General features: G+C 44.1%; 26 protein-coding genes. 17 read left to right on the top strand and 9 right to left on the bottom strand.

From position 1 onward, the window contains the following. Nucleotides 1-207 precede the first annotated feature (207 nt). Together LEPTO7376_RS10655 and obgE are read right to left on the bottom strand one after the other, a co-directional pair. Entirely contained in the window at nt 208-1,260 is a 1,053-nt protein-coding gene (locus LEPTO7376_RS10655) for a D-alanine--D-alanine ligase family protein (protein ID WP_015134186.1), read from the bottom strand. A 79-nt stretch (nt 1,261-1,339) separates the two neighbouring features. Next, nucleotides 1,340-2,440, bottom strand: a complete 1,101-nt coding sequence (gene obgE, locus LEPTO7376_RS10650; protein ID WP_015134185.1) for a GTPase ObgE — start codon at nt 2,438-2,440, stop codon at nt 1,340-1,342. 466 nt (nt 2,441-2,906) lie between these two features. Between obgE and LEPTO7376_RS10645 the strand changes: the two genes are divergently transcribed. Both LEPTO7376_RS10645 and LEPTO7376_RS10640 read left to right on the top strand, forming a co-directional pair. Beyond that, complete coding sequence (locus LEPTO7376_RS10645; RefSeq protein WP_015134184.1) at nt 2,907-3,362, top strand: hypothetical protein; 456 nt, start codon at nt 2,907-2,909, stop codon at nt 3,360-3,362. After that, nucleotides 3,352-4,224: an ABC transporter permease gene (locus LEPTO7376_RS10640; protein WP_015134183.1), complete on the top strand. Its 873-nt coding sequence runs from the start codon at nt 3,352-3,354 to the stop codon at nt 4,222-4,224. Before LEPTO7376_RS10645 ends, LEPTO7376_RS10640 begins: the two co-directional genes overlap by 11 nt. Before the next feature lie 4 nt (nt 4,225-4,228). On the opposite strand, the gene LEPTO7376_RS10635 is transcribed toward LEPTO7376_RS10640, so the two are convergent. After that, nucleotides 4,229-4,783, bottom strand: a complete 555-nt coding sequence (locus LEPTO7376_RS10635; RefSeq protein ID WP_015134182.1) for a hypothetical protein — start codon at nt 4,781-4,783, stop codon at nt 4,229-4,231. Nucleotides 4,784-4,860: 77 nt separating this feature from the next. Between LEPTO7376_RS10635 and LEPTO7376_RS10630 the strand changes: the two genes are divergently transcribed. Beyond that, complete coding sequence (locus tag LEPTO7376_RS10630; RefSeq protein ID WP_015134181.1) at nt 4,861-5,130, top strand: TIGR02450 family Trp-rich protein; 270 nt, start codon at nt 4,861-4,863, stop codon at nt 5,128-5,130. 138 nt (nt 5,131-5,268) lie between these two features. On the opposite strand, the gene LEPTO7376_RS28370 is transcribed toward LEPTO7376_RS10630, so the two are convergent. Further along, entirely contained in the window at nt 5,269-5,391 is a 123-nt protein-coding gene (locus LEPTO7376_RS28370; protein ID WP_264309017.1) for a hypothetical protein, read from the bottom strand. Here LEPTO7376_RS28370 and LEPTO7376_RS10625 point away from each other — a divergent pair. The 3 genes from LEPTO7376_RS10625 to mreD are packed head-to-tail and all read left to right on the top strand — an operon-like array spanning nt 5,390 to nt 7,765. After that, nucleotides 5,390-6,394, top strand: coding sequence for a rod shape-determining protein (locus LEPTO7376_RS10625; RefSeq protein ID WP_015134180.1), 1,005 nt, complete (start codon nt 5,390-5,392; stop codon nt 6,392-6,394). The two genes, LEPTO7376_RS28370 and LEPTO7376_RS10625, sit on opposite strands and share 2 nt — an antisense overlap. Before the next feature lie 38 nt (nt 6,395-6,432). Further along, nucleotides 6,433-7,242, top strand: coding sequence for a rod shape-determining protein MreC (gene mreC, locus LEPTO7376_RS10620; protein ID WP_225901199.1), 810 nt, complete (start codon nt 6,433-6,435; stop codon nt 7,240-7,242). Continuing rightward, on the top strand, nt 7,220-7,765 hold the full coding sequence (mreD, locus tag LEPTO7376_RS10615; protein WP_015134178.1) for a rod shape-determining protein MreD: 546 nt from the start codon (nt 7,220-7,222) through the stop codon (nt 7,763-7,765). Before mreC ends, mreD begins: the two co-directional genes overlap by 23 nt. Here the strand turns inward: mreD and LEPTO7376_RS10610 are convergent. Next, a complete protein-coding gene (locus LEPTO7376_RS10610) occupies nt 7,738-8,574 on the bottom strand; it encodes an HAD family hydrolase (RefSeq protein ID WP_015134177.1) in 837 nt (278 codons plus the stop codon). The genes mreD and LEPTO7376_RS10610 overlap by 28 nt on opposite strands. 493 nt (nt 8,575-9,067) lie before the next feature. On the opposite strand from LEPTO7376_RS10610, the gene LEPTO7376_RS23520 reads away from it, so the two are divergent. Then, the gene (locus tag LEPTO7376_RS23520; RefSeq protein WP_160148438.1) at nt 9,068-10,528 is read left to right on the top strand and encodes a glycosyltransferase family 39 protein; all 1,461 of its coding nucleotides are present in this window, start codon (nt 9,068-9,070) and stop codon (nt 10,526-10,528) included. After that, complete coding sequence (locus LEPTO7376_RS10600) at nt 10,504-11,274, top strand: M48 family metallopeptidase (RefSeq protein WP_015134175.1); 771 nt, start codon at nt 10,504-10,506, stop codon at nt 11,272-11,274. Before LEPTO7376_RS23520 ends, LEPTO7376_RS10600 begins: the two co-directional genes overlap by 25 nt. Here the strand turns inward: LEPTO7376_RS10600 and LEPTO7376_RS10595 are convergent. The 4 genes from LEPTO7376_RS10595 to miaB are packed head-to-tail and all read right to left on the bottom strand — an operon-like array spanning nt 11,252 to nt 13,970. Continuing rightward, nucleotides 11,252-11,827 carry an HD domain-containing protein gene (locus LEPTO7376_RS10595; RefSeq protein WP_015134174.1) on the bottom strand — a complete coding sequence of 192 codons (576 nt, stop codon included), beginning with the start codon at nt 11,825-11,827 and terminating at the stop codon, nt 11,252-11,254. The genes LEPTO7376_RS10600 and LEPTO7376_RS10595 overlap by 23 nt on opposite strands. Before the next feature lie 44 nt (nt 11,828-11,871). After that, nucleotides 11,872-12,129 carry a hypothetical protein gene (locus tag LEPTO7376_RS10590; protein WP_015134173.1) on the bottom strand — a complete coding sequence of 86 codons (258 nt, stop codon included), beginning with the start codon at nt 12,127-12,129 and terminating at the stop codon, nt 11,872-11,874. Nucleotides 12,130-12,133: 4 nt separating this feature from the next. Then, complete coding sequence (locus LEPTO7376_RS10585; RefSeq protein WP_015134172.1) at nt 12,134-12,607, bottom strand: MEKHLA domain-containing protein; 474 nt, start codon at nt 12,605-12,607, stop codon at nt 12,134-12,136. A 7-nt stretch (nt 12,608-12,614) separates the two neighbouring features. After that, nucleotides 12,615-13,970: a tRNA (N6-isopentenyl adenosine(37)-C2)-methylthiotransferase MiaB gene (gene miaB / locus LEPTO7376_RS10580; RefSeq protein WP_015134171.1), complete on the bottom strand. Its 1,356-nt coding sequence runs from the start codon at nt 13,968-13,970 to the stop codon at nt 12,615-12,617. 373 nt (nt 13,971-14,343) lie between these two features. On the opposite strand from miaB, the gene pipX reads away from it, so the two are divergent. From pipX to LEPTO7376_RS10535, 9 genes are all read left to right on the top strand, one after another. Further along, a complete protein-coding gene (gene pipX / locus LEPTO7376_RS10575; RefSeq protein ID WP_015134170.1) occupies nt 14,344-14,613 on the top strand; it encodes a transcriptional coactivator PipX in 270 nt (89 codons plus the stop codon). 16 nt (nt 14,614-14,629) lie between these two features. After that, a complete protein-coding gene (locus LEPTO7376_RS10570) occupies nt 14,630-15,304 on the top strand; it encodes a YggS family pyridoxal phosphate-dependent enzyme (protein WP_015134169.1) in 675 nt (224 codons plus the stop codon). Between the two features lie 398 nt (nt 15,305-15,702). Further along, complete coding sequence (locus LEPTO7376_RS10565) at nt 15,703-16,302, top strand: cell division protein SepF (RefSeq protein WP_015134168.1); 600 nt, start codon at nt 15,703-15,705, stop codon at nt 16,300-16,302. 203 nt (nt 16,303-16,505) lie between these two features. After that, entirely contained in the window at nt 16,506-17,315 is an 810-nt protein-coding gene (gene proC, locus LEPTO7376_RS10560; RefSeq protein ID WP_015134167.1) for a pyrroline-5-carboxylate reductase, read from the top strand. After that, on the top strand, nt 17,312-18,484 hold the full coding sequence (gene cofH, locus LEPTO7376_RS10555; RefSeq protein ID WP_015134166.1) for a 7,8-didemethyl-8-hydroxy-5-deazariboflavin synthase subunit CofH: 1,173 nt from the start codon (nt 17,312-17,314) through the stop codon (nt 18,482-18,484). Before proC ends, cofH begins: the two co-directional genes overlap by 4 nt. A gap of 98 nt (nt 18,485-18,582) precedes the next feature. Further along, entirely contained in the window at nt 18,583-19,602 is a 1,020-nt protein-coding gene (ccsB, locus tag LEPTO7376_RS10550) for a c-type cytochrome biogenesis protein CcsB (protein WP_015134165.1), read from the top strand. 139 nt (nt 19,603-19,741) lie between these two features. Next, complete coding sequence (locus tag LEPTO7376_RS10545; protein ID WP_160148437.1) at nt 19,742-21,673, top strand: KGK domain-containing protein; 1,932 nt, start codon at nt 19,742-19,744, stop codon at nt 21,671-21,673. Between the two features lie 6 nt (nt 21,674-21,679). Further along, nucleotides 21,680-22,654 (top strand): tRNA lysidine(34) synthetase TilS, encoded by a 975-nt coding sequence (gene tilS / locus LEPTO7376_RS10540; protein WP_015134163.1) that lies wholly within the window; start codon nt 21,680-21,682, stop codon nt 22,652-22,654. 424 nt (nt 22,655-23,078) lie between these two features. Continuing rightward, nucleotides 23,079-23,873, top strand: coding sequence for an RNA polymerase sigma factor SigF (locus LEPTO7376_RS10535; protein WP_015134162.1), 795 nt, complete (start codon nt 23,079-23,081; stop codon nt 23,871-23,873). The last annotated feature ends 173 nt before the right edge of the window (nt 23,874-24,046 follow it).

Here is a 24,046-nt window from a genome sequence, read left to right as displayed (position 1 = left end):
AACTGATGCATTGAGCTAAGTCGTATCTAATCAATCGGGATGTCTTTCAAACATTTCAATTAGTTTTGATATGAACCAGTCGATTTAATTTTATCTCAGATGCTGTTTCCCTATTAAAAGGTTACCTAAACACTCTGTTTTGATTTAGAGAAGTTTAGGTGTTATTACGGATAAAGAAGACCCTGAAATCCTATTTGTGAAATGGGTCTAGCGATCTTCTAGAGCTAATTGAATGAGTTGATCGACGAGGTTATCAAACGGGATTCCTGTATTTTTCCAGAGTTGTGGATACATGCTCAGAGATGTAAATCCGGGGAGTGTATTAATTTCATTAATGAGTACCTCGCCTGTTTCTTCGACGTAGAAAAAGTCAACTCGACCAATACCTGCACAATCAAGTGCCTGGAATGCGGCGATCGCCCCCTCTTGGATTTTCTCGACAATCTCTGCCGGGAGATCAGCGGGAATATTCATACTTGATTGGCCATCGGTATATTTTGTTTCGTAGTCATAAAAATCGCTTTCAAAGCTGATTTCGCCCACCACAGACGCTTTCGGGTTATCGTTGCCGAGCACCGCACATTCCACTTCGCGTGCAATTACGCCAGCTTCGACAATAATGCGACGGTCGTATTTAGCCGCTAGATCTAATGCTGCTTCCAATTCATCGCGCGTACGCACTTTACTAATACCGACGGAAGAACCAAGATTGGCCGGTTTTACGAACATTGGATAGTTCAGTTTTGCTTCAACGTCGTCACATACTTTCGGAAAGACACAGGGGCTAGACCAGACTTCGGAACGCAACACGCCAACGTAGTCCACTTGCGCCAATCCTGCCTGAGCAAAGATCATTTTCATGGAAAGTTTGTCCATGCCAGCGGATGAGCCGAGAACATTACTGCCAACAAAAGGCTTTTCCATCAGAGTTAATAGCCCTTGCAATGTGCCGTCTTCACCATTGGGGCCGTGGATAATTGGGAACCACACACCAACCGTTGAGGCCGCATCGGGAAATTGCCAGCGGGCAGCTGCATCAATTGTTTCTGGGTCGAAAGATTTGCCGGAGTCTAAAATGCCTTGGGAAAATTCTGGGTTGTGCCAAATGCCGCCTTTATCGATGTAGAAGGGGATAAGGTCATATTTGCCGGGGTTTTCGCCCATTTGGAATGCACTGGCGATCGCCTGAGCTGAGACAATGGAAACCTCATGTTCACCAGATTTCCCACCGAAAAGTAACCCAACTCGTTGCTTCATCATTGCTGCCAGTCCCTAAAACATCGGCATACATTATAGAGCGCAGCGTCTCTTTTCAGAGTTTAGGCAACGATTGCCCCCTCTATTCAGATAAAGATTCGAGTTCAGTGGGAGTCGCTGTCAACAATAATGCTGCTTCAGCCCGTCGTGCTTCCTCTAGCTCAATGCGTTTTTGTTCCGCTTCCCGGGCATTAATCTCATCCAAAATCTCCCAAACCCGCTGCAGCAATTGGTCTAGACCTGCCCGAGATACTGCCGAAATAGTCATAATTTCGTAGTCTGTAATCTGTTGCAGTTCCTCGGTAATGAAATCTGCAAATTCGCGATCGCCCGTATCCGCTTTATTAAGTGCGACAATTTGCGGCAGTTCCGGCAAACCCCGACCGTAAGCAATCAATTCCTGCTGAATCGTCACATAATCTTGAATGGGATCTTCTGCGTTTAGATCAACCACATGCACCAAAACTCTTGTCCGTTCGATGTGACGTAAAAACTCATGGCCGAGACCAACCCCTTGGTGTGCTCCTTCAATCAAACCGGGAATATCTGCAAACACATTGCCATCCCCAGTGGGACGACGCACAACTCCCAAATTTGGAATTAAAGTTGTAAACGGATAATCCCCAATCTTTGGACGTGCTGCCGACAAAGCCGAAATAAGCGTTGATTTACCTGCATTCGGTAAGCCAATTAATCCCACTTCTGCCAGTAATTTTAGTTCCAGACGAATTTGTTTAATCTCTCCTTCTAGACCAGGCAGGGCATGTTCGGGTGCTCGATTTTTATTACTCAAAAAGTGTTTGTTGCCTAGGCCACCTTTGCCGCCAGCTGCTACGCAAAACGTTTGGCCATGGGTAATCAGATCACCAATTTCCTCACCCGTTTCTTTGTCGTAAACGACTGTTCCGCAGGGTACATCAACAATCAGATCATCACCTGATGCTCCTGTGCAATTGTTGTTGCCACCCTTTTGACCATCCGGCGCTTTAAAGACGCGTGCATAGCGAAAATCCAGAAGGGTTTGTAAATTCTGCTCGGCTCGAAAAATTACGGAGCCACCCCAGCCACCGTTGCCTCCAGCAGGCCCACCCGCAGGTACATATTTTTCCCGACGAAATGCCACTATGCCATCGCCTCCTTTTCCGGCGACAACTTCTACTTCGGCTTGGTCAATAAATTGCATGGCTGTTTTCTACGCTTCTCACTGGGCATTTCGGCAATCTGCCATTATAGTCGTAATTTCTCAAAATTAGGTGATTAAATCAGTTAGCAAGCAGAGCGAACACATACCGTCAAGAACAGAAAAAGTAAGCTAGAATATAAAAAACGCATAGATGGGCGAGCTTCAAGAGCACGTACCCATCTATGCGTTTTTCACGTTTAGAGCCTTTGACATTCGCTTCAAAAAACTTTCCCAGAAGACTCTAAGAAGCCAATTAGCATGCGATCTCACACAATCACCCAAGAAACTCTTCCAGTGAAAAGTACATAGATTGCATTATCTCCTGTTCCGCTAAATTGAGAATTATTTTTTTGATCAGCTGTCAAATACTATGTTGCTGTTAAGAATTTCGGAGAGCATACGTTGGCCTTAGGCTAGCAGAGGACAACTGTTATCCTATTGAAGATGCGTTTGAGAATGGAAACTGATGCGACGACAGGGTTTACTGGTTAGTTTTGTTGCGGGTTGTTTGTGGTGTTTGTTGAGTTGGTTGCCCTTCAGTCAAGCAGAAGCACTAACACCGATTAAAATCTACGATCTCAGCTACGAAAAATGTCCAGCAGAAATGCAAGGGATTGTAACGAGTGGCTCAAATCGTGGTGCTACTTGCTATTTGATTAAGGGCAAGGCGAAAAATATGACCAATAAATTGATCGTTGATGCGGATGTGTTTGGTCGTATTTATGACGGCAATGGTTCGCCGACTTTTGAAAACCGTGGTCGTGTTGGCACGATTATGGAAGTGCCGCCTGGCGTGAGTGATTTTGAAATTCCGGTTTCTGTGGCGGCGAATCAGCCAGAACCGCTAGAGCTAAAGCAATTTAAAGCGTCTGGTTTTACATCCCAGGTTCGTCCTTTTTATTACGACAATGATGATATCTAGTGCAAGCTCGGGAGCTTGGCGACGGTTCCGGCAAAATAAAACAGCAATACTGGGTGGGGTTGTCCTTGGGGCGATCGCCCTCAGTATTTTTTTATTGCCATTTCTCTATCGAGTGCCCATTGATGCGATTGATTTTACGCGGGGCTCTCTTCCGCCCAGTTTTTCCCATCCCTTTGGCACAGACGATCTAGGGCAGGATCAACTCGCGCGGGTTTTATTCGGCGGCAAAATTTCCCTGAGTGTTGGTTTAGCAGCCATGATGGTTGCGATTACCCTCGGGACAACGATTGGGGCGATCGCTGGATTTTATGGCGGCTGGATTGATCAACTGCTGATGCGCCTGACTGATTTATTTTTGTCTTTGCCACAACTGCCTGTTTTATTACTGGTGGTCTATCTTTTTCGCGAAAAATTGCGAGCGATCGCCGGAGCTGAGTGGGGTACTTTTATCCTTGTTGTGATAGTGATTGGCAGTTTGAATTGGATGTCCGTTGCCCGTCTCGTCCGTTCCAAATGCCTCAGTCTCAAGACATTAGAATTCGTTTCAGCTGCGAGGGCGATCGGCGCTAACCCATTCCGAATCCTGCAAGTCCATATTCTGCCCAACCTGATTAGTCTGATTATTGTTGCCGCCACTCTATCTGTTGGCAATGCGATTATCACCGAATCAACTCTCAGCTTTCTCGGTCTCGGCTTTCCCCCAGATGTACCGACTTGGGGCCGAATGCTCTATGATGCCCAGAACTTTTTAACCTCTGCCCCTCATATGGCGCTTTTCCCGGGGCTGGCAATTTTTTTGACGGTGCTTAGCCTCAATTACCTGGGAGATGGCTTAAGAGATGCCTTTGACCCAAAAACTTGATCACCTAGGCTTGAGTGAGAAAAATGAGTCCTCCAACTACCGTGTGGCTCACGAAATTTGCAATAAAAACAGTCACTACCAAGCGAAAATCTTTTGATAAAAAGATGACTAACAATCGATCTGCCCAGGGTGACAGCTTCAGATCAATTTCTTCCTCTTCTTTTTTCTCTCCGGTTGGTAAAACAAAGACTTTTAGCAAGGTCAACATTTTTAGCTCGAAATAGCATACTGCCCCGAAATAAAGCACCATTGCCAGCAACAGTGGATTGGAAAAAGGATTCACAAATAAGGTGACTAAAAGCTTTTCACTGACGATGCCTAGAAGCATGTAGCCCAAAATATCATCCTGAAAATTGCTGCCTGTAACGAAATAGAAGGCCAATGTGACTAAAAGCCAACCAAAATTAAACGAGAATAGATTCACTAAAAATAAATAAATCATGCTATCTCTCTTGGCGATACCTTCGATGAAATGTAAAACCGCAGCTTCAATGGCGACCATCACTAAAAAAATAAGACATTGAAGGATTAACCACTTAATCGGCAGCAGTAAAAGCATAAAATTTGGTTCTGCGGATTATTTACGAAAAACAATTACCTTAGTATTTTGAGGCTAATTTACCGTTTCCGTTCGTTATGGCAAAAAAAACAAAGCAACGATACCCACATCTCCTCGGCTCAAAATGGACAGCAACCCAGAAAACCTGGGGATGGCGACATTTTCAAGTGGTGAATCGTCGTAATGAAGGGAAATGGGTTTTTGCGGAATTAGTCTCCTCCTGTGACCCCACTACAAGGTTTTGGATTAATGCTAAGCAGCTCAAAGATAAGGAAATGTGGGAAGCGGGCTGGAAAACTCTCGAAGAGATGAATGCTGCTCCGGAAGCACCTTTTTGGCAGGAGTAGTAAGAAATGTCTTGTGGTTTAATTCGGACTAGCCAATGAGTCAGGAGGCGATCGCCTTGTGATCAAACAAGCGTGGATCCCATACCAGAGTTAGCTAGACGCAAAACAAGAAACATAATAAAATCCAAAAGCAAAACTTTATCCCAGCACCAATTCTAAAAAAGGTTGACTAGGATAGAAAACAAAATCAATCACATTATCGAAACTAGGGGTTAGCGCACCAGTGGGTTTATTTAGTCGCCTTTCATTTTCACGAGACATGGGCATTGATCTCGGCACAGCCAATACCCTTGTTTATGTGTCCGGTAAGGGAGTTGTGCTTGAAGAACCTTCCGTCGTTGCCATTGATAAAGAAAAAGGCCCTCGTGCTGTCGGTCTCGAAGCAAAGAAAATGCTGGGTCGCACACCTGATAATGTCGTCGCCATTCGCCCCCTCAGAGATGGTGTTATCGCAGATTTTGATACCGCAGAATTAATGCTGAAGCATTTTATTCGCCGCGTTCATGATGGCCGAAATCCCCTTGTTCGACCCCGTATGGTGATTGGTATTCCGAGTGGTGTAACTGGCGTTGAACGTCGTGCTGTGGAAGAAGCCGCAAAAGAAGCTGGGGCCAGTGAAGTTTATTTGATTGATGAGCCTGTGGCAGCAGCGATCGGTGCAGGTTTACCAGTGTCTGAACCGACTGGAAACATGATTATTGATATCGGTGGCGGTACTACTGAGGTGGCCGTTCTGAGTTTGGATGGCACAGTGTTGAGTGAATCCGTTCGAGTTGCTGGCGATGAACTGAGCGACTCTATCATGCTCTACATGAAGAAAGTCCATAACCTTGTTATTGGTGAGCGGACAGCTGAGGATATCAAAATTCAATTGGGTTCTGCTTATCCCACCGAAGAAGATGAGCCAATTATGGAAGTACGTGGTTTGCATCTCCTCTCTGGCTTACCAAGAACAGTAACCATTAAAGCCCCCGAAATTCGCGAGAGTATGTCTGAGCCTTTATCCGTGATTATTGAAGCGGTAAAACGTACCCTTGAACGGACGCCCCCCGAACTTGCCGCAGACATTATTGATCGAGGCATCATGTTGGCTGGTGGTGGTGCTTTACTGTCTGGCTTAGATACCTTGATTAGTCATGAAACAGGTATTGTTACTCATGTTGCATCTGAACCCCTTAGCTGCGTTGTTTTGGGTACAGGCCGCGTGCTTGAGAATTTCAAAGATCTAGAACGTGCAACTAATAGTTATGCTCGTTACGAATAATCTAAGATAGAGAGCATGATTATTTTGGGTTTATGGTGATGTTTAGCCGTTGGTGGCAACGCAACGGTTTCACGATTGTTTTTGTTGGCATCGGTCTGTCAGCTGTATTTTTTCTGCGTCAAACTCAAGGTGGGATTATCCAAGAGTTTTATGCACTGCTTGCGAATACAAGTGGTGCAGCTTCTGCTCCCGTAGATGAAGAAATTCTCTTGCAAAATAGTAAGTTGCGAGAACTACAGAATCGTGTGGAGGAGCTGGAACAGCAAAATAAACAGCTCAAATCATTGCTGGATTTCTCTAAAGAATTAGATATGGAGGTGATCGCCGCACCAGTGATTGGCCGTAGTGCTGATTCCTGGTGGCAGCAAATCACCATTGGTAAAGGCAGTAACGAAGGGATAAAAGTTGGAGATATCGTGTCAGGGATCGGCGGTTTAGTGGGCCGTGTTACTCAAGTGACGCCAAATAGTAGTCGAGTGATGCTCATTAGCGATGCTAACCAGCAGATTGGGGTGATGGTCACCCGTAGCCGCCACCAAGCTTATCTCAAGGGACAGAGTAACCGAAATAATCAGCAAATGGCACAGATGACTTTTTATCAGAAAGTCCCTGATGTTGAGGAAGGTGATTTGGTGACCACTTCGAATTTAAGTGTTTTGTACCCGCCTGGAGTGCCCATTGGAAAGGTAGTCAAAGTGGATAAAAAAGGTGGTCCTGCACCGATTGCGACAGTCGAATTATCAGCATCTTTCACGGTGTTAGAGTGGGTGATGGTTTCGTCGTTTGAGCAAAAGCCTTTGGACTTTGAGCCGTTACCAGAACAAAATGTCGAAGAAGAAGTTTCCTAGATCGTCTAACCCTTGGCTGAACGGCTTTGTGATTGTTGTGTCACTGCTCGTTTGTTCATTACTACTACTGGTGCGAACACCCGGGATGACAATTCTCGGATTTAGCCCTCAGTGGTTATTGATGTGGCTAGTGGCATGGAGTATTAAGCGTAATGTGTCGATTGCTGTCCTCGTGGCGATCGCCGTGGGGCTACTCCACGATAGTTTAATGGTGACGGCTTTCCCTAGCCATATTCCGGGATTTGTCCTTGTGGCCTGGCTCACAGCAAGTTGGCGTCACCAGCGATATTTACAGGAAGATTTCATTTCCCTGGCATTAATTGTTTTTATTATGACCTTCGTGGCAGAGACCGTGATGGCTCTGCAACACCTGATTTTTGGGTTCCGGTCTTTTGGTGATATATGGCTCGATTATCAACAAATTGCCCTTGCTTCTGCTGTTTTAAGCAGCCTCTGGGCACCATTAATTTGTACACCTCTGGTTCGATGGTGGAATCAGGTTAGGGCGTTGGATAGGCAGTAATTGAGGTTAAGCGGGAAATTTTTTGGAGTATTGTCATAGCGATCAATGAGATAGTGTGCAGTCGCTAGTAAATCCGTGCAAATGTGGTCAGGACTATAGGTTTTGAGATAATTCTCATCACGAATGCCGCAAGTTAGGGCGATCGCCGGAATTTTCACCCGTTGTGCAGCTACAATATCCGCCTCGGTATCTCCCACCATTAGCCAGTCATCACTTAATTGGCCCTGCTCTGTAATTGCTTCCTTAAGGAGAGCTGTCTTTACATCAATATTATTTTCGTAGGCTGTGTGGCGATCGCCGCTGCCATAGATCCCGTTGAATAATCGTTTTAATCCGTAACAATCCAACATCCGGTGTACCTGTTGCTCCTCGCGGAGAGTCACTAGAACCAGTTTCACACCGTGAGAATGCAAGAGCCCCAAAGACCAGTTGATGCCACTTTGCATTGCATCTAGATGGAGTAGATTCGCCCCATTGACGATTTTTCCGACGTAATCCAAGAAAAATGTAATTTGCTCTTCCTGCAGACCTGACTTCATTGCAATTTCAATATCGCTAACCCGTTGACGCTTCATCCGCCAAAACTGAGCTTTCGTCAATAACCGGATTGGCAAGGGCTGACCTTGTTCCTCATAACTCCTTTTGGTGTGCTGTAGTGCTGTTTGGTAGGTACTGTAATACCTTGTCGAAACATCTACTAAAGGACCATCAAAGTCGCAAAACAACGTTAAATTAAGTCGTTTACCATTCGTTCGCTGTGCCATTCGCAATGGAGCTGCCGCTTTTTTGAGAAAATTGGTAAAGGCCATAGGATTTTCTTAGTAAGTGACTTGGTAAGTGTTTTACACCTTTAGCATGATTAATTTTTGGAAATCTGTTGTGCCGAGCACACATATTTTTGATGAAGTTTAGATAAAATTCTAAAACAACAATCTTCGTAATACTTCTTCACAATAACAAACTTATGGCGGGAATTGCCTGAGGGAAATCACTGATGTGGCGTGATTCTCTTAGGGAGAGTCAGGAGATTCTGATCGGTCTATGACAAAATAAGTGAGGTGATCGCCACCATAAAAATCATCAAAATTCACAGATTTATCGCCAGAAAAGCACCATCAAATTTATCCAACTATTGCTCTCCATACCTCTTCAAGAGACATAATGAAAACCTTTTCCCGGCTCTACCAGTCTCCTCATCTCTGCATTGTTTTTTGGGCATTGCCAATTTTAGTCGTTGGTTTATTTGCTGATCAGAGTCTCCTTGCCCATGACGAAGGTTTGTATGCCACTAGAGCAAAGATCATGTTTGAAACTGGAGACTGGATTAACCCTTGGGAAAATCCTCACCATAAAACACCTGGTCCCTATTGGCTGATTGCTTGTTTTTATCAGCTACTAGGTGTTAATGAAATTGCTGTACGGTTACCCAGTGTATTATTGTCTTTGGGCTGTCTTTTGTTGATCTATCAGATTGCAGTAAATTTATTTGATAAACAGATAGGATTATTATCCGCTTTTATTTTAAGTCTTGAATTTCTCTGGCTACGTTATAGCTATTTAGGCAACCCTGATTACATCACTATTTTTATATTTCTGACAGCTATTCTATGTCTAATTAAATACAGTGGACGAGTTGTGTTTCCTAATAGTCATGGAAATCTGGAATATGGAATACTGTCGAAAGATCTTTATCTATTACTTTTTGGGTGTTGTCTATCATTAATGATTTTGTGCCGTGGCTTTCTTGCTGGGATGCTAATCCTGAGCTTATTGCCATACTTGAGTGTGTCGATACGGAAATTTAAATATTTTCAGAAAAACTATTTTTATCTTGGCATCTTCATAGGTTTGATCCCTTTAGGTTTATGGCTTTATTTGAGTTTTCAGAGATATGAAGTAGAAAGTTTTCGTGCATTATTTAGTTTGTTTGTGAGTTTGTCTCAAGAACAACGACGTAATAATGGATATTTTTATTATGTGATCAATACTCTAGGATTATGTTTTCCGTGGATATTTTTTTCGATTATTGGTGCGATCACCTACTGGAAAAAAAAGAAGAAAGAGCATTTTTTAATATTGGGCATTCCTCTCAGTATTTTTTTAATGATCACTTTTTATGAAACTCGTCTTTCTCACTATGCGCTTCCCCTCTATCCATTTCTAGCAATCTTTGCCGCACTAGGAATTCATGAGCTCATAGAGTCCTGGGAGAAAGAGCGATCTCCACAATTATTGATCAAGGTTATTTCTTGTATGTTGGGCTTTTTGGGGAGTTTATTTATTCTGCTGAATATCTTGGCTCAAGTCCCAGAAAGTTGGCTATTCTTTGAATTTGATGGCTTAGAATTTGCATATATTGTTTTGCCCTTAGGATGTGCTTGGGTTTATTTAGCTTGGCTGATTTTTCAGAAAAAAACATCTCAAGAATGGATCGCTAGTTTACTTTTAGGTCAGTGGCTGAGTTTTATTCTTTTAGTAGCATCTGGTTTGCTTACTGATGTTAATCCTGAACTAAAAATGATGATCTCAGAACCTGAAATACAAACTGTTTTACAGAATCATCAGATAGCATTATTTGGTGGTGGAAAAACTCAAGTGCTATTGAAATTTTATTCTCCTAAGGTTAACTATATGGCTAAAGAATTGAGTGATGTAAATATTGATGGTTTTGCATGGGTGAAATCTGAGTTTTTGGCTAAAAATTGGATTCAGCATGAAGTAGTGGGTGAGTATAAATCTTGGCAGCTAATTCAACGAAAATAAATAAGAGGTCTTCTGAGACAATCAAAATTTCTATTGATGGTAGAACTCTTCTCGTCATTCTTAAACGGAGCGATCACCGCCGGACGATTCAGATTTCAATTAATCAGGAGCGAGAGATTATTCTCCATACTCCGCGTAGTGTGTCGAAGGCTCAACTCGAAGATATTTTAGATAAACGTCTTGAGTGGATTAGGAAAAACCTCAAAAAAATAGAAGACTCTGCTGCTAAGCGTTTTATTCCCCAATGGATCGAAGGAGAAATTCATTATTATTTGGGGCAAGGTTATCCGTTAAAGATTTCTTGTGGCGATCACCCAATGTTTGAATTCGAGAATGGTGTTTTTCGGGTGTGTGTTGATCAACCAGATGATATCCATAAAATTCAATTTTTGATGCGGCGTTGGTATCAGCGGCAAGCGAAGACTTTATTTCGAGAACGATTGGCTTATTGGCTAGAGCAGACAAGGCCAATTTTGCAACTGGAGCAAACGGAAATTCCGTTGCGAGTAAAAGCGATGAAAACACGATGGGGCAGTTGTAGTAGCCTTGGCCGGATTAATCTCAATCTCCAGCTAATTCAATTGTCGTTGGATTGTTTGGACTATGTGATTGTCCATGAGCTGTGTCATTTTCGCGAGATGAATCACAGCAAAAGATTTTGGAGTCTGGTGACGCAATGTATGCCTGATTGGAAGATACGTCGAGCATTACTGAAGCAACAATCTATGGCGACTTGGTTGAAATAAGGGTGTCGAGGGTGGCGATCGCCCGTTTAAATTCTTGAGTTAAGGGATGCTCTGGATCGAATATTTTGCTTAGTTCTTGGTAATACCAAAGGGTGCCATCTTTTTTTCCGCGAAATCGAGACCACAAGTCTTCACCAACCAAGCGATAATCTCGCACGATGGACTGAAGATTGTAGAGTTTGTCGGCCATCGACACAAGACGCACAGATTTGGGAGCAGTTTTAAGATGGTCTAGATAAGCAACTTTTCGTTCTCGCCACGGCAATTTGATTTCGCCTTCAACACTATCGGAACAGCCCATCACAATTTCAGTAACGCGATCTCCAAATTTTTCTTGAATCAAATCTCTCGTTGCCAAGCCCCCTTGATCCTCGACAGCATCGTGAAGTAGTGCGGCGATCGCCTCATCCTCGTTCCCACCTGCTTCCAAAACAGTGCTGGCAACTCCCAGCAGATGAGCAACATAAGGTGTACCAGAACCTTTGCGGCTTTGTTGGCGATGTAACTTTTCGGCAAAAACCAATGCTTCAGAAAATCGATCTGATAATTCCATCTTTCGATCTGCAATTCAATAGCTCGATCGTAGCGGGTTGTAATTTAACCTAATTCGTCGGATTTAGGCTGAAAGAAAGTGCCAATCTTTTTGACCACCCAACTTAAAATCGCACCCAACATCAAAATGCCAATTGCTGGCGTAAAGACGGGTTCCCAGAGTGAATACCAAATATCCCAACCGAGATTAACGCCAGATGATTTCCCAATGAGGGCGATCGCAAACCAAAAAAACGCGAACAGCACCACAAAAACGTCCGCTACCAAAAACCGATCTAACCACACTGTAAACTGCTCTTTCATTCACCTAATCTAAAAATGTCCATTTAGAATATACGGCAGCCTGACCACCATAATTTCCGTCTTTATCGAGTAAGTCCCAAAGCTTAACATCTTCGATTCGGACGCGTTTACCGTTTTTTGTCACTCGCACCCCAGAAAAACCCGTTTTAAAACCATAATCCCGACTAGATGCTAACAGCTGATTTCGCTCTGTTTGCACCTTTTCATTGGGTTCTGCTGATTCGCGCGAGGGCATGGCTAAAAGCTCTTCCCAAGTTCGTTCCCAAAGTTTTAGGCCTAGTCGAGAACCGTAGTTATAAATCGGATCTGTCTGTGTGCCATGGGAGAAAACAACCATCGGTGCCTCAAACAAAATGTCTGCCTGAGTTTCGGGAGTCTCATCCCTCGCAATTAAATCTTCCCCGAACCAATGGCGATAACTATCCAGAATGAGCTGGACTTGGGCGATCGCCTCGGGTTCTAGCCACGGTTTTGTCATGACTAAATTAAGCCGTCACGAGGGCTTCTATAGGTTCACCAGTGAGACTAAATGGCCGAACTTCAGTAATTCTCACCGAAACAATTGTTCCCTTAAGTTCGTTGATATCACCCTCAAAGAAAGTGAGACGGTTGCCACTAGTGCGCCCCATTACCTGATTGGGATTTTTGGGGTTTTGACCCTCCACCAAAACTGCCTCAACCCTTCCCGCATAGCGCTCAGAGCGTTCCGCTGCTTTTTGATTGACTAGGCGATTCAGTCGTTGGAGGCGATCGCTCTTCACTTCTTCAGACAATTGATCTTCCCAGACTGCCGCAGGAGTTCCAGGGCGAGGCGAATAAGCTGCTGTATTTAGTTGATCAAAACCAATGTCCTCAACCAATTTGAGGGTATTTTCGAATTGTTCTTCTGTTTCACCAGGAAAAGCCACAATTGCATCCGCGCTAATAGAGGCATCCGGCATATATTTACGGACATTGTCGATAATCCGACGATATTTTTCGTGAGTATAACCGCGGCGCATCGCCTTCAAGACATCATTGTCACCGGACTGAAACGGAATATGAAAATGCTCACAAATCTTTGGTAGCTCGTGACAAGCTTTAATCAGACGCTCCGTGAAATAACGAGGGTGACTGGTTGCAAAACGGATGCGCTCAATACCCGGCACATCATGCACAAAATACAAAAGATCCGTCAGATTATATTTATTGCGTCCTTCGGGTGTTGTACCAGGCAAGTCACGGCCATAGGCATCAATATTTTGACCAAGGAGCGTGACTTCCTTAAAACCTTGGCGACCCAACTCTTCCATCTCTGCGTAAATCGCTTCAGGATAACGAGACTGCTCCGTGCCTCGTACACCGGGGACCACACAGTAGGTACAGTGCTCATTACAGCCATAAATCACGTTAACCCAAGCGGTTACCGAGCTGTCGCGACGGGGCTTGGTGATGTCTTCAACGATATGAATTGGCTCAGTGGCGACAATCTGACTGCCACTATCGACTTGCTCTAAAAGTTCTTGGAGGCGATTAGCGTGCTGAGGCCCCATGATCAAATCAACTTCGGGCACGCGGCGTAATAGACTTTCTCCCTCTTGCTGGGCAACACAACCTGCGACGATGAGTGTTAAGTCTGGCTTTGAATGCTTTCGTTTTGCTTGACGACCGAGATAAGAATAAACTTTTTGCTCTGCGTTATCCCGAATAGTACAGGTGTTGTAGAGTACTAAATCTGCCTCGTTTGGGTCCTCTGCAAACAGGTAACCCATACCTTCTAAAATACCTGCCATACGTTCGGAGTCAGCTTTATTCATCTGACAACCAAAGGTAGTGATGTGATATTGGCGAGACTCAGTCATGGTTTTCAGGATAAGGTTTGATAGCGGTGTGCAAAAAAGCAATTCTTAATCTTACCAAGCCGTGTTTCATTTAGTTGCATTTTTGCGGTTAGCTTGGATAATTGTGGCGATCGCCTGGCGCAACTAGTAGAACAGAAACCCTTTAAGATATAGTACAAATGTTTTTAAAAGGCTGTAGAGTAAAAGACCATTCAGTCAAATAAATTTTCCCATTCCTGACCTATCGTCTATATACTAAACAGATGATGCTTATGTATCTGAAGATACCGTCTTCTACGCATTTCGGTAACAAAGCATCAGCATCGCCACTTTTTGAACGATTTGTAGCCCGTCACAGTTCGGTTACTGAGTTTTTGGAACCCATAGAATTTGAATGAATACAGAGTCCTATTTCAATCACCCAACTTTTGGGATGCTTTTCTTGATCTGTGAGCTAGAAGATAACGAAGAATTATTTACGACACTTTATGCTCAACGATTATTTTTCGTGGTGCAGCAGAACAAAAAAAATATGGTTTTCGAGCCCATCACGCGTATGGATGCTCGCATGAAAGTAGAGCAGAGATTACGCAAAGTTCGTCGCCTCGGCCCTTCACCTCAACTCGATGCATTACAGGCTTTATACAAGCGTACGTTCCAGTAAATTGTTTTTCGCTGATATGTCTGACCAACTTGCTAATCAGATCGCTTTTTTTCAGCAGCAGCTCCCTGCAACTACTAAATTGATTGCAGTCAGTAAAACCCACAGCGTTGAGAAAATTCGGGCAGCGTATGAAGTTGGTGTACGAGACTTTGCAGAAAATCGACTCCAAGAAGCCTTAGCGAAGCAAAAAGAATTAGCGGATTTAAAAGATATTTGTTGGCACTTTATTGGTCATCTCCAAAAAAATAAGGCAAAAAAGGCGATCGCCCACTTTGACTGGATTCACACTATTGACAGCCTTGCTCTGGCTAAGAAATTAAATAATTACGCTGCGACAATGGCTGTTGTGCCGAAATGTTGTCTTCAGGTCAAGCCTTTGCCTGATCCCAATAAATTTGGCTGGGATTTTGAACAGCTACAGCAAGACCTATCAGGCTTAGCGGCATGCAATCATCTAAAGATTCAGGGTTTAATGACAATTTTGCCATTGGGGCTAACTTCGAATGAAATCCTAGCCGCCTTTACCTCTGTGCAAAAACTAAAAGAGCAGCTCAACGAAAATTCTGCCTTTCCTTTCGCACTCAGTGAATTATCTATGGGTATGTCTGGTGACTATGAGCTGGCAGTGCAGGCTGGTAGCACTATGATTAGGGTCGGTAGTGCCATTTTTGGCCAGCGTAGCTACGCTTGATTTTTGATACGAAAAAGTGGCGATCGCCCCGAGAGGTCTTCCCTTATTAACAGGAACAAAATCTTTCTATTATTCCCTTCTCAAGGAGCTTGTTGCATCATAAACTCTTGATTAACAAAAGTTTATGGTGGTGATTTCATCAAAGCAGGGATTTTGGGGCAGAATAAAGCGTAATTTAGGAATTTGGATTTAATTTGCCAAAACTCAAAAAAAAACTGACCAAACTCTAGACAAAATAAAAACATAAGATATGCTGAGGAAGTATCAAGTCTAGATAAAGTCTCTTTCTATCCTTGAGTCTTTCTCCCATTAGACTTCCTGGGAATTTAGAAAAAACTATTTCTCATGCCAAACAAAGCACACTAAACTGACAATCAATATCAAGGATATTTCGCACTATGTTTACTAAGTTACGTGATTTTTTGGGCTTTAACGAGACCGAGGAATTCGAGGAGTATTACGAAGAAGAGGTGGATAACACCGATTACGCAGCCCTCTATCCTGCCGATAGCCCTGCGCCCCTCGTTGAAGAAAAGTCCCGCCCTCGTCGTCTCCGTGAAAACCCCACTGTAGCTTCTGATTTTGGCATGAATTCTAATTCCGCGCCCCGTAATAATGTCATTGGTATGCCTGGCGTTAACAATGGCTTATCTGAAGTTGTTGTTTGTGAGCCCCATTCTTTTGAAGAGATGCCTCAGGTCATCCAATCTCTCAGGGATCGCCGCTCTGTGGTTCTCAACCTCAACATGATGGACCCAGATGAAGCGCAACGTGCTGTTGACTTCGTTGCTGGTGGTACCTATGCAATTGATGGGCATCAAGAGCGCATTGGCGATAGCATTTTCCTCTTCACACCTAATTGTGTTCAGGTTACTAATCAGACTGGTGTTGTCCACGAAGCTGCGACTCCTGTGACTGCACAGCCCGCTGCTCCCCGTACTGCAACTCCCACACCTGCTTGGAACGAAGAAATGGCTCCCGTTGCGCAGGCACAATAATTATTTAGCTAGAAGCGAGCAGATTCGTCAGTTGTGACGGATTTGACTTCGTATCTCAGTTGATCGAAAAATACATTTCCATAAGGGACGGCTTGGTCGTCTCTTTTTTTGTGAGTTGATTTCGTTTGGTGTCATGGGTGAATATATTTTGAAATGAGATGTTCGTACTGAGAAATATATCTGGGCGAAATATTTGAGGGCTTATGGCTGTGAAATTTGGGATGATCGGTGGCGGAGTAATGGGTGAGGCTCTATTGTCTCGTTTATTAAAACAAGGTTTATACGCGCCATCTGATGTTGTGGTGAGCGATCCTGTTGCGGCACGACGGGAATATCTACAGCAGGAGTACGGTATTGCAGTGACAGCAAATAATGCTGATGCGGCGATCGCCTCAGATGTGCTGATGCTGGCGATTAAACCCCAAATTTTCGAGAAAGTAGCGACGGAATTGCAATCCAAAGAATTGATGGAACGCCCTCTTGTTTTATCAATTTTGGCAGGGGTGACATTAGAGAAATTGCAGACGGGATTTGTGGGCTATCCGGTGGTGAGGGTGATGCCAAATACGCCTGCCATTGTCGGTCAAGGGATGACGGCGATCGCCCCAAGCGATTTAGTCTCCCCAGAGCAGGTGGAGTTAGCGAAACAGATTTTTACAGCAGTGGGACAGGTCGTTGAAGTCCCAGAATATTTAATGGATGCCGTAACCGGGCTGTCCGGTTCGGGACCTGCATTCGTGGCTTTGATGATTGAGGCTTTAGCGGATGGTGGCGTGGCTTCTGGGTTACCGCGTCAGATTGCTCAGCAGTTGGCGTTACAGACTGTTAAAGGGACAGCTGAGCTCCTGCAAGATTCAGGTTTACACCCAGCGCAGCTCAAGGATCGAGTCACTAGTCCCGGCGGCACAACGATTACAGGTGTGGCAACATTGGAGGCAAATGGGTTTCGTTCGGCAGTGATTGAAGCGGTCAAAGCGGCAAAACAGCGTTCTGAAGAACTAGGGAAAGGATGAAGCTTACCGAAATTTTAGATAAGGCGATCGCGCTTCAGGATCTCTCGGTGGCAGAAGGGATTTTTTTGCTAGAGCAATATCAACCGGATGCCATTGAAGAAATTCGACAGGCTGCAGATGAATTACGGCGATCGCTCTGCGGTGAGACAGTAACCTATGTGGTTAATCGGAACCTCAATTTCACCAATATTTGTGAACAGCATTGTCATTTCTGCGCATTTCGGCGAGATGCTGACGATGAAGGGGCATTCTGGCTAGATAATGGCCAATTGCTTGAAAAAGCAGCAGATGCGGTTCAACGTGGCGCAACAGAAATTTGTATGCAGGGTGGTCTCAATCCTGAAGCAAAAATTAATGGGCGATCGCTGGACTATTATCTTGATTTGGTGCGATCGCTGAAAACTGAATTCCCGCAGTTGCATATCCACGCCTTTTCGCCACAGGAAATTGAATTTATTGCTCGTCAGGATGAGCTTACTTTTGCTGAGGTGATCCTAGCCCTCAAAGATGTTGGAGTAGGATCTTTCCCCGGCACAGCAGCTGAAGTTTTGGATGATCAAATTCGTCGTCAAATTTGCCCTGAAAAGCTCGATACAGCCACTTGGTTAGAGATTGTGAGTCTGGCTCATTCTCTCGGCATAATGACCACTAGTACGATGTTGTGCGGCCATATCGAAACCCTAGAGCAGCAAGTTTGTCATTTAGAGCAGATGCGATCGCTACAACAATATGCGGTTGAAAAAAATTATTCTGCCAAAATCAGCGAATTTATTTTGTTGCCTTTTGTGGGTCAGGATGCACCCGCCGTATTGCGCAAAAAAGTTGGTCGCGACCAACCGGATTTAAATCTGACATTGCATTTGACGGCTGTCTCTCGTTTATTTCTTGGAAAATGGATTGTTAACCACCAACCCAGTTGGGTCAAACTTGGTTTAGATGGAGCAACGGAAGCGTTGCGGTGGGGTTGTAATGATATTGGGGGAACACTAATGGAAGAGCACATTACCACAATGGCCGGGGCGCAAGGAGGTACTTGCCTTACCATTGAGCAGCTTCAACATGCGATCGCTAGTCAAAATAGACCCTCTGCTGAGCGCACCACGCTGTACCACTTTGCGATTGCTACAGAAACGCTCACTGATGAAAAGTTACCAATTATGATGAGCTGAGGTGACAAGGATCCCCATTTTCCAGCACACTATTAGATAATCCATAACAAAATTTTTTATTCGACGTTTATCGACCCTTACCGATAGGAGAACCGAAAATGGATTTGGTTGCACTCCAAAGCCTTTTAGATAACACTTCATTTCTAGTTTTATTTCTCACCATGCTCATCTACTGGTGTGGTGCTGCCTTTCCGAATCTAACTACCTTGCAAAAGCTCGGCACCATTGGTGTAGTGGTTGCTAATCTCTGTATGGCAACCCTCCTGGGGGCACGTTGGTTGGAAGCAGGCTATTTCCCTCTGAGTAACCTCTACGAATCCTTATTTTTCTTGGCTTGGGGCATCACGACAATGCATCTCATTGCCGAGCAGATGAGTCGGAGTCGTTGGGTGGGAACTATTACAACACCGGTAGCTATGGGCATTACTGCCTTTGCTGCTCTGTCTCTTCCCGAGGAAATGCAGAACTCTGCTCCCCTCGTACCTGCCCTCAAATCTAACTGGTTAATGATGCACGTCAGCGTCATGATGATCAGCTATTCTGCGCTGCTGGTAGGCTCTTTGTTGGCGATCGCCTTCTTGATTGTCACCAGAGGCCAAAAAATCGAATTGCGTGGTAGTTCTGTCGGTAACGGTTCCTATCGTCTCCGCAATGATCAACCAGAATCTGACGACACGTCGCCTGTTACTGCCGTTGCGTTCACTAAAGAGCAACCAAGTTTTGATGGTAATGCTGCGGTCTTGACCCAGCCTTCCCTCGAAAATTTGGCAGTCGCACCTAGTCTCAGTCCCCAAATGTTGAACCTTGCCGACACCTTAGATAACATTAGCTATCGCATCATTGGTCTAGGTTTTCCACTTTTAACCATTGGCATTATTTCTGGTGGAGTTTGGGCAAATGAAGCATGGGGTTCATATTGGAGCTGGGATCCCAAAGAAACATGGGCCTTAATTACATGGCTTGTATTTGCTGCTTATCTCCATGCCCGCATTACCCGTGGCTGGCAAGGTAGACAACCTGCATTGCTAGCTGCAGCCGGATTTGTTGTCGTTTGGATCTGTTATCTGGGCGTCAATATTTTGGGCAAAGGATTACATTCCTACGGTTGGTTTTTCTAAACAGACTTGAATTTTGGAAAAAAAAGCCATTCCGACTGGAAAATCCCGACTAAAATGATTCAAGGGATACACTACGTATCATTTAAGAACGCTCTTTAACCTTTATTACCTAGTATTCGAACATTGTGGGGATATGACCGTGAGCAAAAACTTTCAACCACTTAGCAGCGGCGAGGTTTTGTCTGTCAGTAATGAGTCACAAATTGTGATTGGACATAGTACCTTTCGGGTCAGTGAATTCACTGCTGCCTTGAAAAAGCTCATGCTTGAAAATAGCGTTGGTGGTGTGACCTCCGAAACTATCGACTGGCTGAATGCTGAAGGAATTGATTGCGATGTGCTGCGGTTCGGCTCCGATGGCTGGGTGAAGGGAAAAGTTCGCCTACATCTAGAATTTGCAGAAGACGCTGATTCGGAGGCAAGCCCAGACCCAAAAATTGAGGCAGCTATCGAGTCCTTTGCTCCGGTAGCTGCCGCTGTTTCCTCCACTTCTGAACCTGTCCTCGATGAATTTGATGATGTGGATTTAGGTTTAGCTGATGATGACTTCAGTTTTCCTGAGGCCACTACTCCAGCACCAATCACTTCTGATACCTTGGTCGATCCGCAAGAAACGTTCGTCCAGGAAGATGACGCGAGTTTTGATGATCTTTTCGTGGAAGAAGAGCTAAGTGAAACGGTCGAAGAAACTGATGATAGTGGTTTCGATGATTTATTTGCTGATGAATCCCTGGAGGAAGAGACTCAGGATATTGCGATTCCAGCTCCTGATAGCACGCCAGAATCATTAGATGACGATGATTTCGATCTGGACATCGATGATGGCTTTGATGATTTGCTGGCAGATAGTGAATCTGAAAGTAATCCAAGTGTGATCGCCGATGCAGATGGAGATACTGAGTTGGAGACCGCAAGTGCTGTTGTTGATGAAGACGACAACTTGGATGAGCTCTTCGATGACGACAGTCTTTTTGGTGATGAGAGTAATGATGGTGCCGCAGGTGAGGCAGAACAAGACGCAGGACTTACTGATTTAGAATCTCTTGGTGATGACTCTTCTGGTGATGAGCTAGATTTTGATTTGGGTGATGCCGATGGTGAGCCTAGCGCTGAACTTGAGGCGATCGCCGATGATGATGGCGATGATCTATTTGGGGATGCTGAAGATCTGTTTGCAGAGACCAAACTTTCTCCCGATATGGGTGAGACCGAAGATGATGCTGATGACTTAGATGATTTGTTGTTGGAAGACACTGGCGATGATCTAGGTTTAGATGACTTAGATGAACCTGCTTCCGCATTAGGAGATGATGCTGATTCTACGTCGGATGCTGCTGTTGACGATGATCTTGAGCTAGATAATTTATTTGACGAAGATACTTCAGAATTTGACGAAGATACTTCAGAATCCGAAAGCGATCTCTTTGATAATCCTTTTGATGAGGCGATCGCCGCAGAAGAATCAGAAACAACAAATGATTCGTCAACAGATGATTTGATTGACTTCGATAGTGCAGAAGATACTGAAATTACCACTGCTGACAAAAAAGAAGAGCCTTCAGATGAAATGGCTGCTGACTTTGATCTTGGTGGAGACGAAGAAGAATTTTCTTTTGAAGCTTTTGATGAGCAAGATGAGCCTGACTTAGATGCTCCAGTGGATGATGAAGTCGCAGATCTCTTATTTGAGTCCGAGGAAGAGGACGAAGAAGACGATTTAACAGCTGATGAGCTACCTCCCGAAATTGATTTTGGGTCAACAGAAGATCTTGGGGAGTTTATCGATGTTTCGATTATGAAGAAGAAGATGTCACCATCGGCTGCTCCGCCTACAGCTCCAGCAGCAGAATCAACAGATGAAGAAGTCGAGTCGCCTTTTGAACTAGGTGACGATAGCAATGTCTTTGATAATGATGACGATGATGACATTAGCCTCGGAGAGCTGTTTGAGAACGATGATGACAGCGACGGTGATTTCGACTTTGCTGCTTTAGATGATGGAGATGATCCTCTTGATGCTGTCACTGGCGAAGAGGAAGAGGTCTCTGCGGATATTTGGGATTTGGAATAGTCTGCTGTGAACTGGTCACTTCTCCATGCCCGTGTTCATCAACATTTAAAAGAGACTCAATTATTGCCTACTGGTCAGCGAATTTTAGTCGCTGTGTCCGGTGGGCAAGATTCTTTATGTTTAGGGCAGCTTTTGCTTGATCTGAGTAGACGTTGGCAATGGCGACTAGCGATCGCCCATTGCAATCATGGATGGTCTGGGGATGAAGCAATCGCTGATCATGTATGCCGTATTGCAGTAACTTGGCAACTGCCCTTTTTTTTATGTGCGGCTGAAACACCAATTAAAGAAACTGAAGCCGCAGCGCGCCAATGGCGTTATCAAGAACTAGGCGCTGTGGCGATCACCGAACAGTTCTCCATTGTGGTGACAGGCCATACTCTCAGTGATCGTGCAGAAACATTACTCTTCAATCTTGCCCGAGGGTCTGGTTTAGGAGGACTGGGGGCTTTAACAGAACGACGATCACTAACTTCGGAGGTCTCGCTTGTACGTCCTTTATTGACAGTCCATCGTGATGAAACGGCCGCTTTTTGCACCGATTTTAATCTGCCTATTTATGAAGATACTTATAATCACAATTTACGCTTTTCTCGCAATCGACTCCGTCAACAAGTCCTTCCAGAACTAAAAGTCATAAACTCCCAGGCTGAGCAACATCTTGCCCAAACTGCTATTATTTCCCAAGCTGAAAATGACTATCTAGAGGCAATCGCCGCAGAACACTTCGCAAAATATTTTGCCGCTGATCTATCACTTCAGCGTTTGCCGCTCCGACAAATTCATCCGGCATTACAGCGTCGCATTCTGAAGCAATATCTCATTCAGCTATTACCTAAACAACCAAGTTTTCAACAAATAGAAGCTTGTCGTAAATTGATCTATGCTCCAAATCGGAGTCAAACATCGAGTTTTTCAGGAGATATTAAATTCATCGTCAATGCTGAATATATTGTGCCCCTAGACAAAATGAAAAAATGATTTTGTGATAGCTTGAATTTAAAGTTATTGAGAACTTTTATACTTACGTGAAAGCTGTGGAAGTATTCTTTTTATACGAGCTCCAGCTAGTCCAAATGCACTTTTGTTGTAAGTAATCATCAATAAAAACAATATGCTTACGTATTTTCACTGGAATTAGTGGCCAATTTATCATTCAATATTAAATTTTTCGTGATGTGAAGCAAAATGTGTCAACATTACTATGTGCATAACTCTTAATGACTCGTTTTATTCAATCTTTCCTAGTTTAATTTTTAATTAACTTTTCTCTCTTATAGTCTCTGCTATTTATAGTTTTAAGGCGATCGCATCGAGCACTTGGGCAATCGTACTGTACTCTCACTGTCTGAAATAGCAGAAAGGTCGCATCTACAGCCTCCAACCAGAAGCCATGGGAACTATCATGACGACCGTAATGGGTGAAACAATCAAACAGCAGACTCTGCAATTGTTACAGCAGTATCAAAAAACTGGTGACGTCTCTCTGCGTAATAAGATCGTTAATTTAAATATTGGTCTCGTACGGAAAGAAGCACATCATTGGACGAAACAGTGTAGTGAGAGTTTTGATGATCTGCTGCAAGTGGGCAGTATTGGTCTATTGCGTGCGATTGAGAGATTTACCCTAGAAAGAGGGAATGCCTTTAGCTCCTTCGCTAGTCCCTACATTCGTGGCGAAATTCAGCATTATTTGCGTGACCGAAGTACGACTGTTCGTATTCCGCGCCGTATATTGCAGTTGCGTCGTAAATCAACCAAGTTTATTCAAGCTTTTCGGGCAGAGCATCATCGTCAACCATCGCCACGAGAAATTGCGGAAAGCCTTGAGATTTCTCTCGCTGAATGGCAGGATGTCAAGCTCGCTTACCAAAATCGCGATCCTTTAAGTCTTGATCTCGCTGTCTCATCTGATAGTAGTGAATCTGCTTGTCTTGGCGATCTTGTACCAGATCCTAAATACAAGAGTTTCCAGTTGGCGATGGAAGACCAGATTCGTTTACAACAAGGATTAGCCCAGCTTGAGGATCGAACACGCAAAGTTTTAGAGTTTGTCTTTTTGCAGGATTTAACGCAAAAAGAAGCCGCAGAAATCATGGGTGTTAGCGTGATTACAGTATCGCGTCGCCTCAAAAAAGGACTGTCTTCGCTGAAGCAGATTTTAGGCGGTAACGAAGAAGAAACTTTGGGTAAGAATTAATCGATCAAGCTTTGATTTGAGATTAGAGTTTCTAGTGGTGGATGATGAAAGGTTGAATCGTCACGAATTCAGCGATCGCCGTGATTGCCTATAGCCTAGACAGTTAAAAACTGACTCTGAGTAAAAGATTGGAAAGCTGGGCTATTTTTAAAGCCAGGTTACGACTAAAATTA

It is taken from the genome of [Leptolyngbya] sp. PCC 7376, from assembly GCF_000316605.1.
In the GTDB taxonomy this organism is placed as follows: domain Bacteria; phylum Cyanobacteriota; class Cyanobacteriia; order Cyanobacteriales; family MRBY01; genus MRBY01.
Note: the sequence above shows the minus strand (reverse complement) of the source record. Positions and strands in the feature narration are given on the sequence as shown.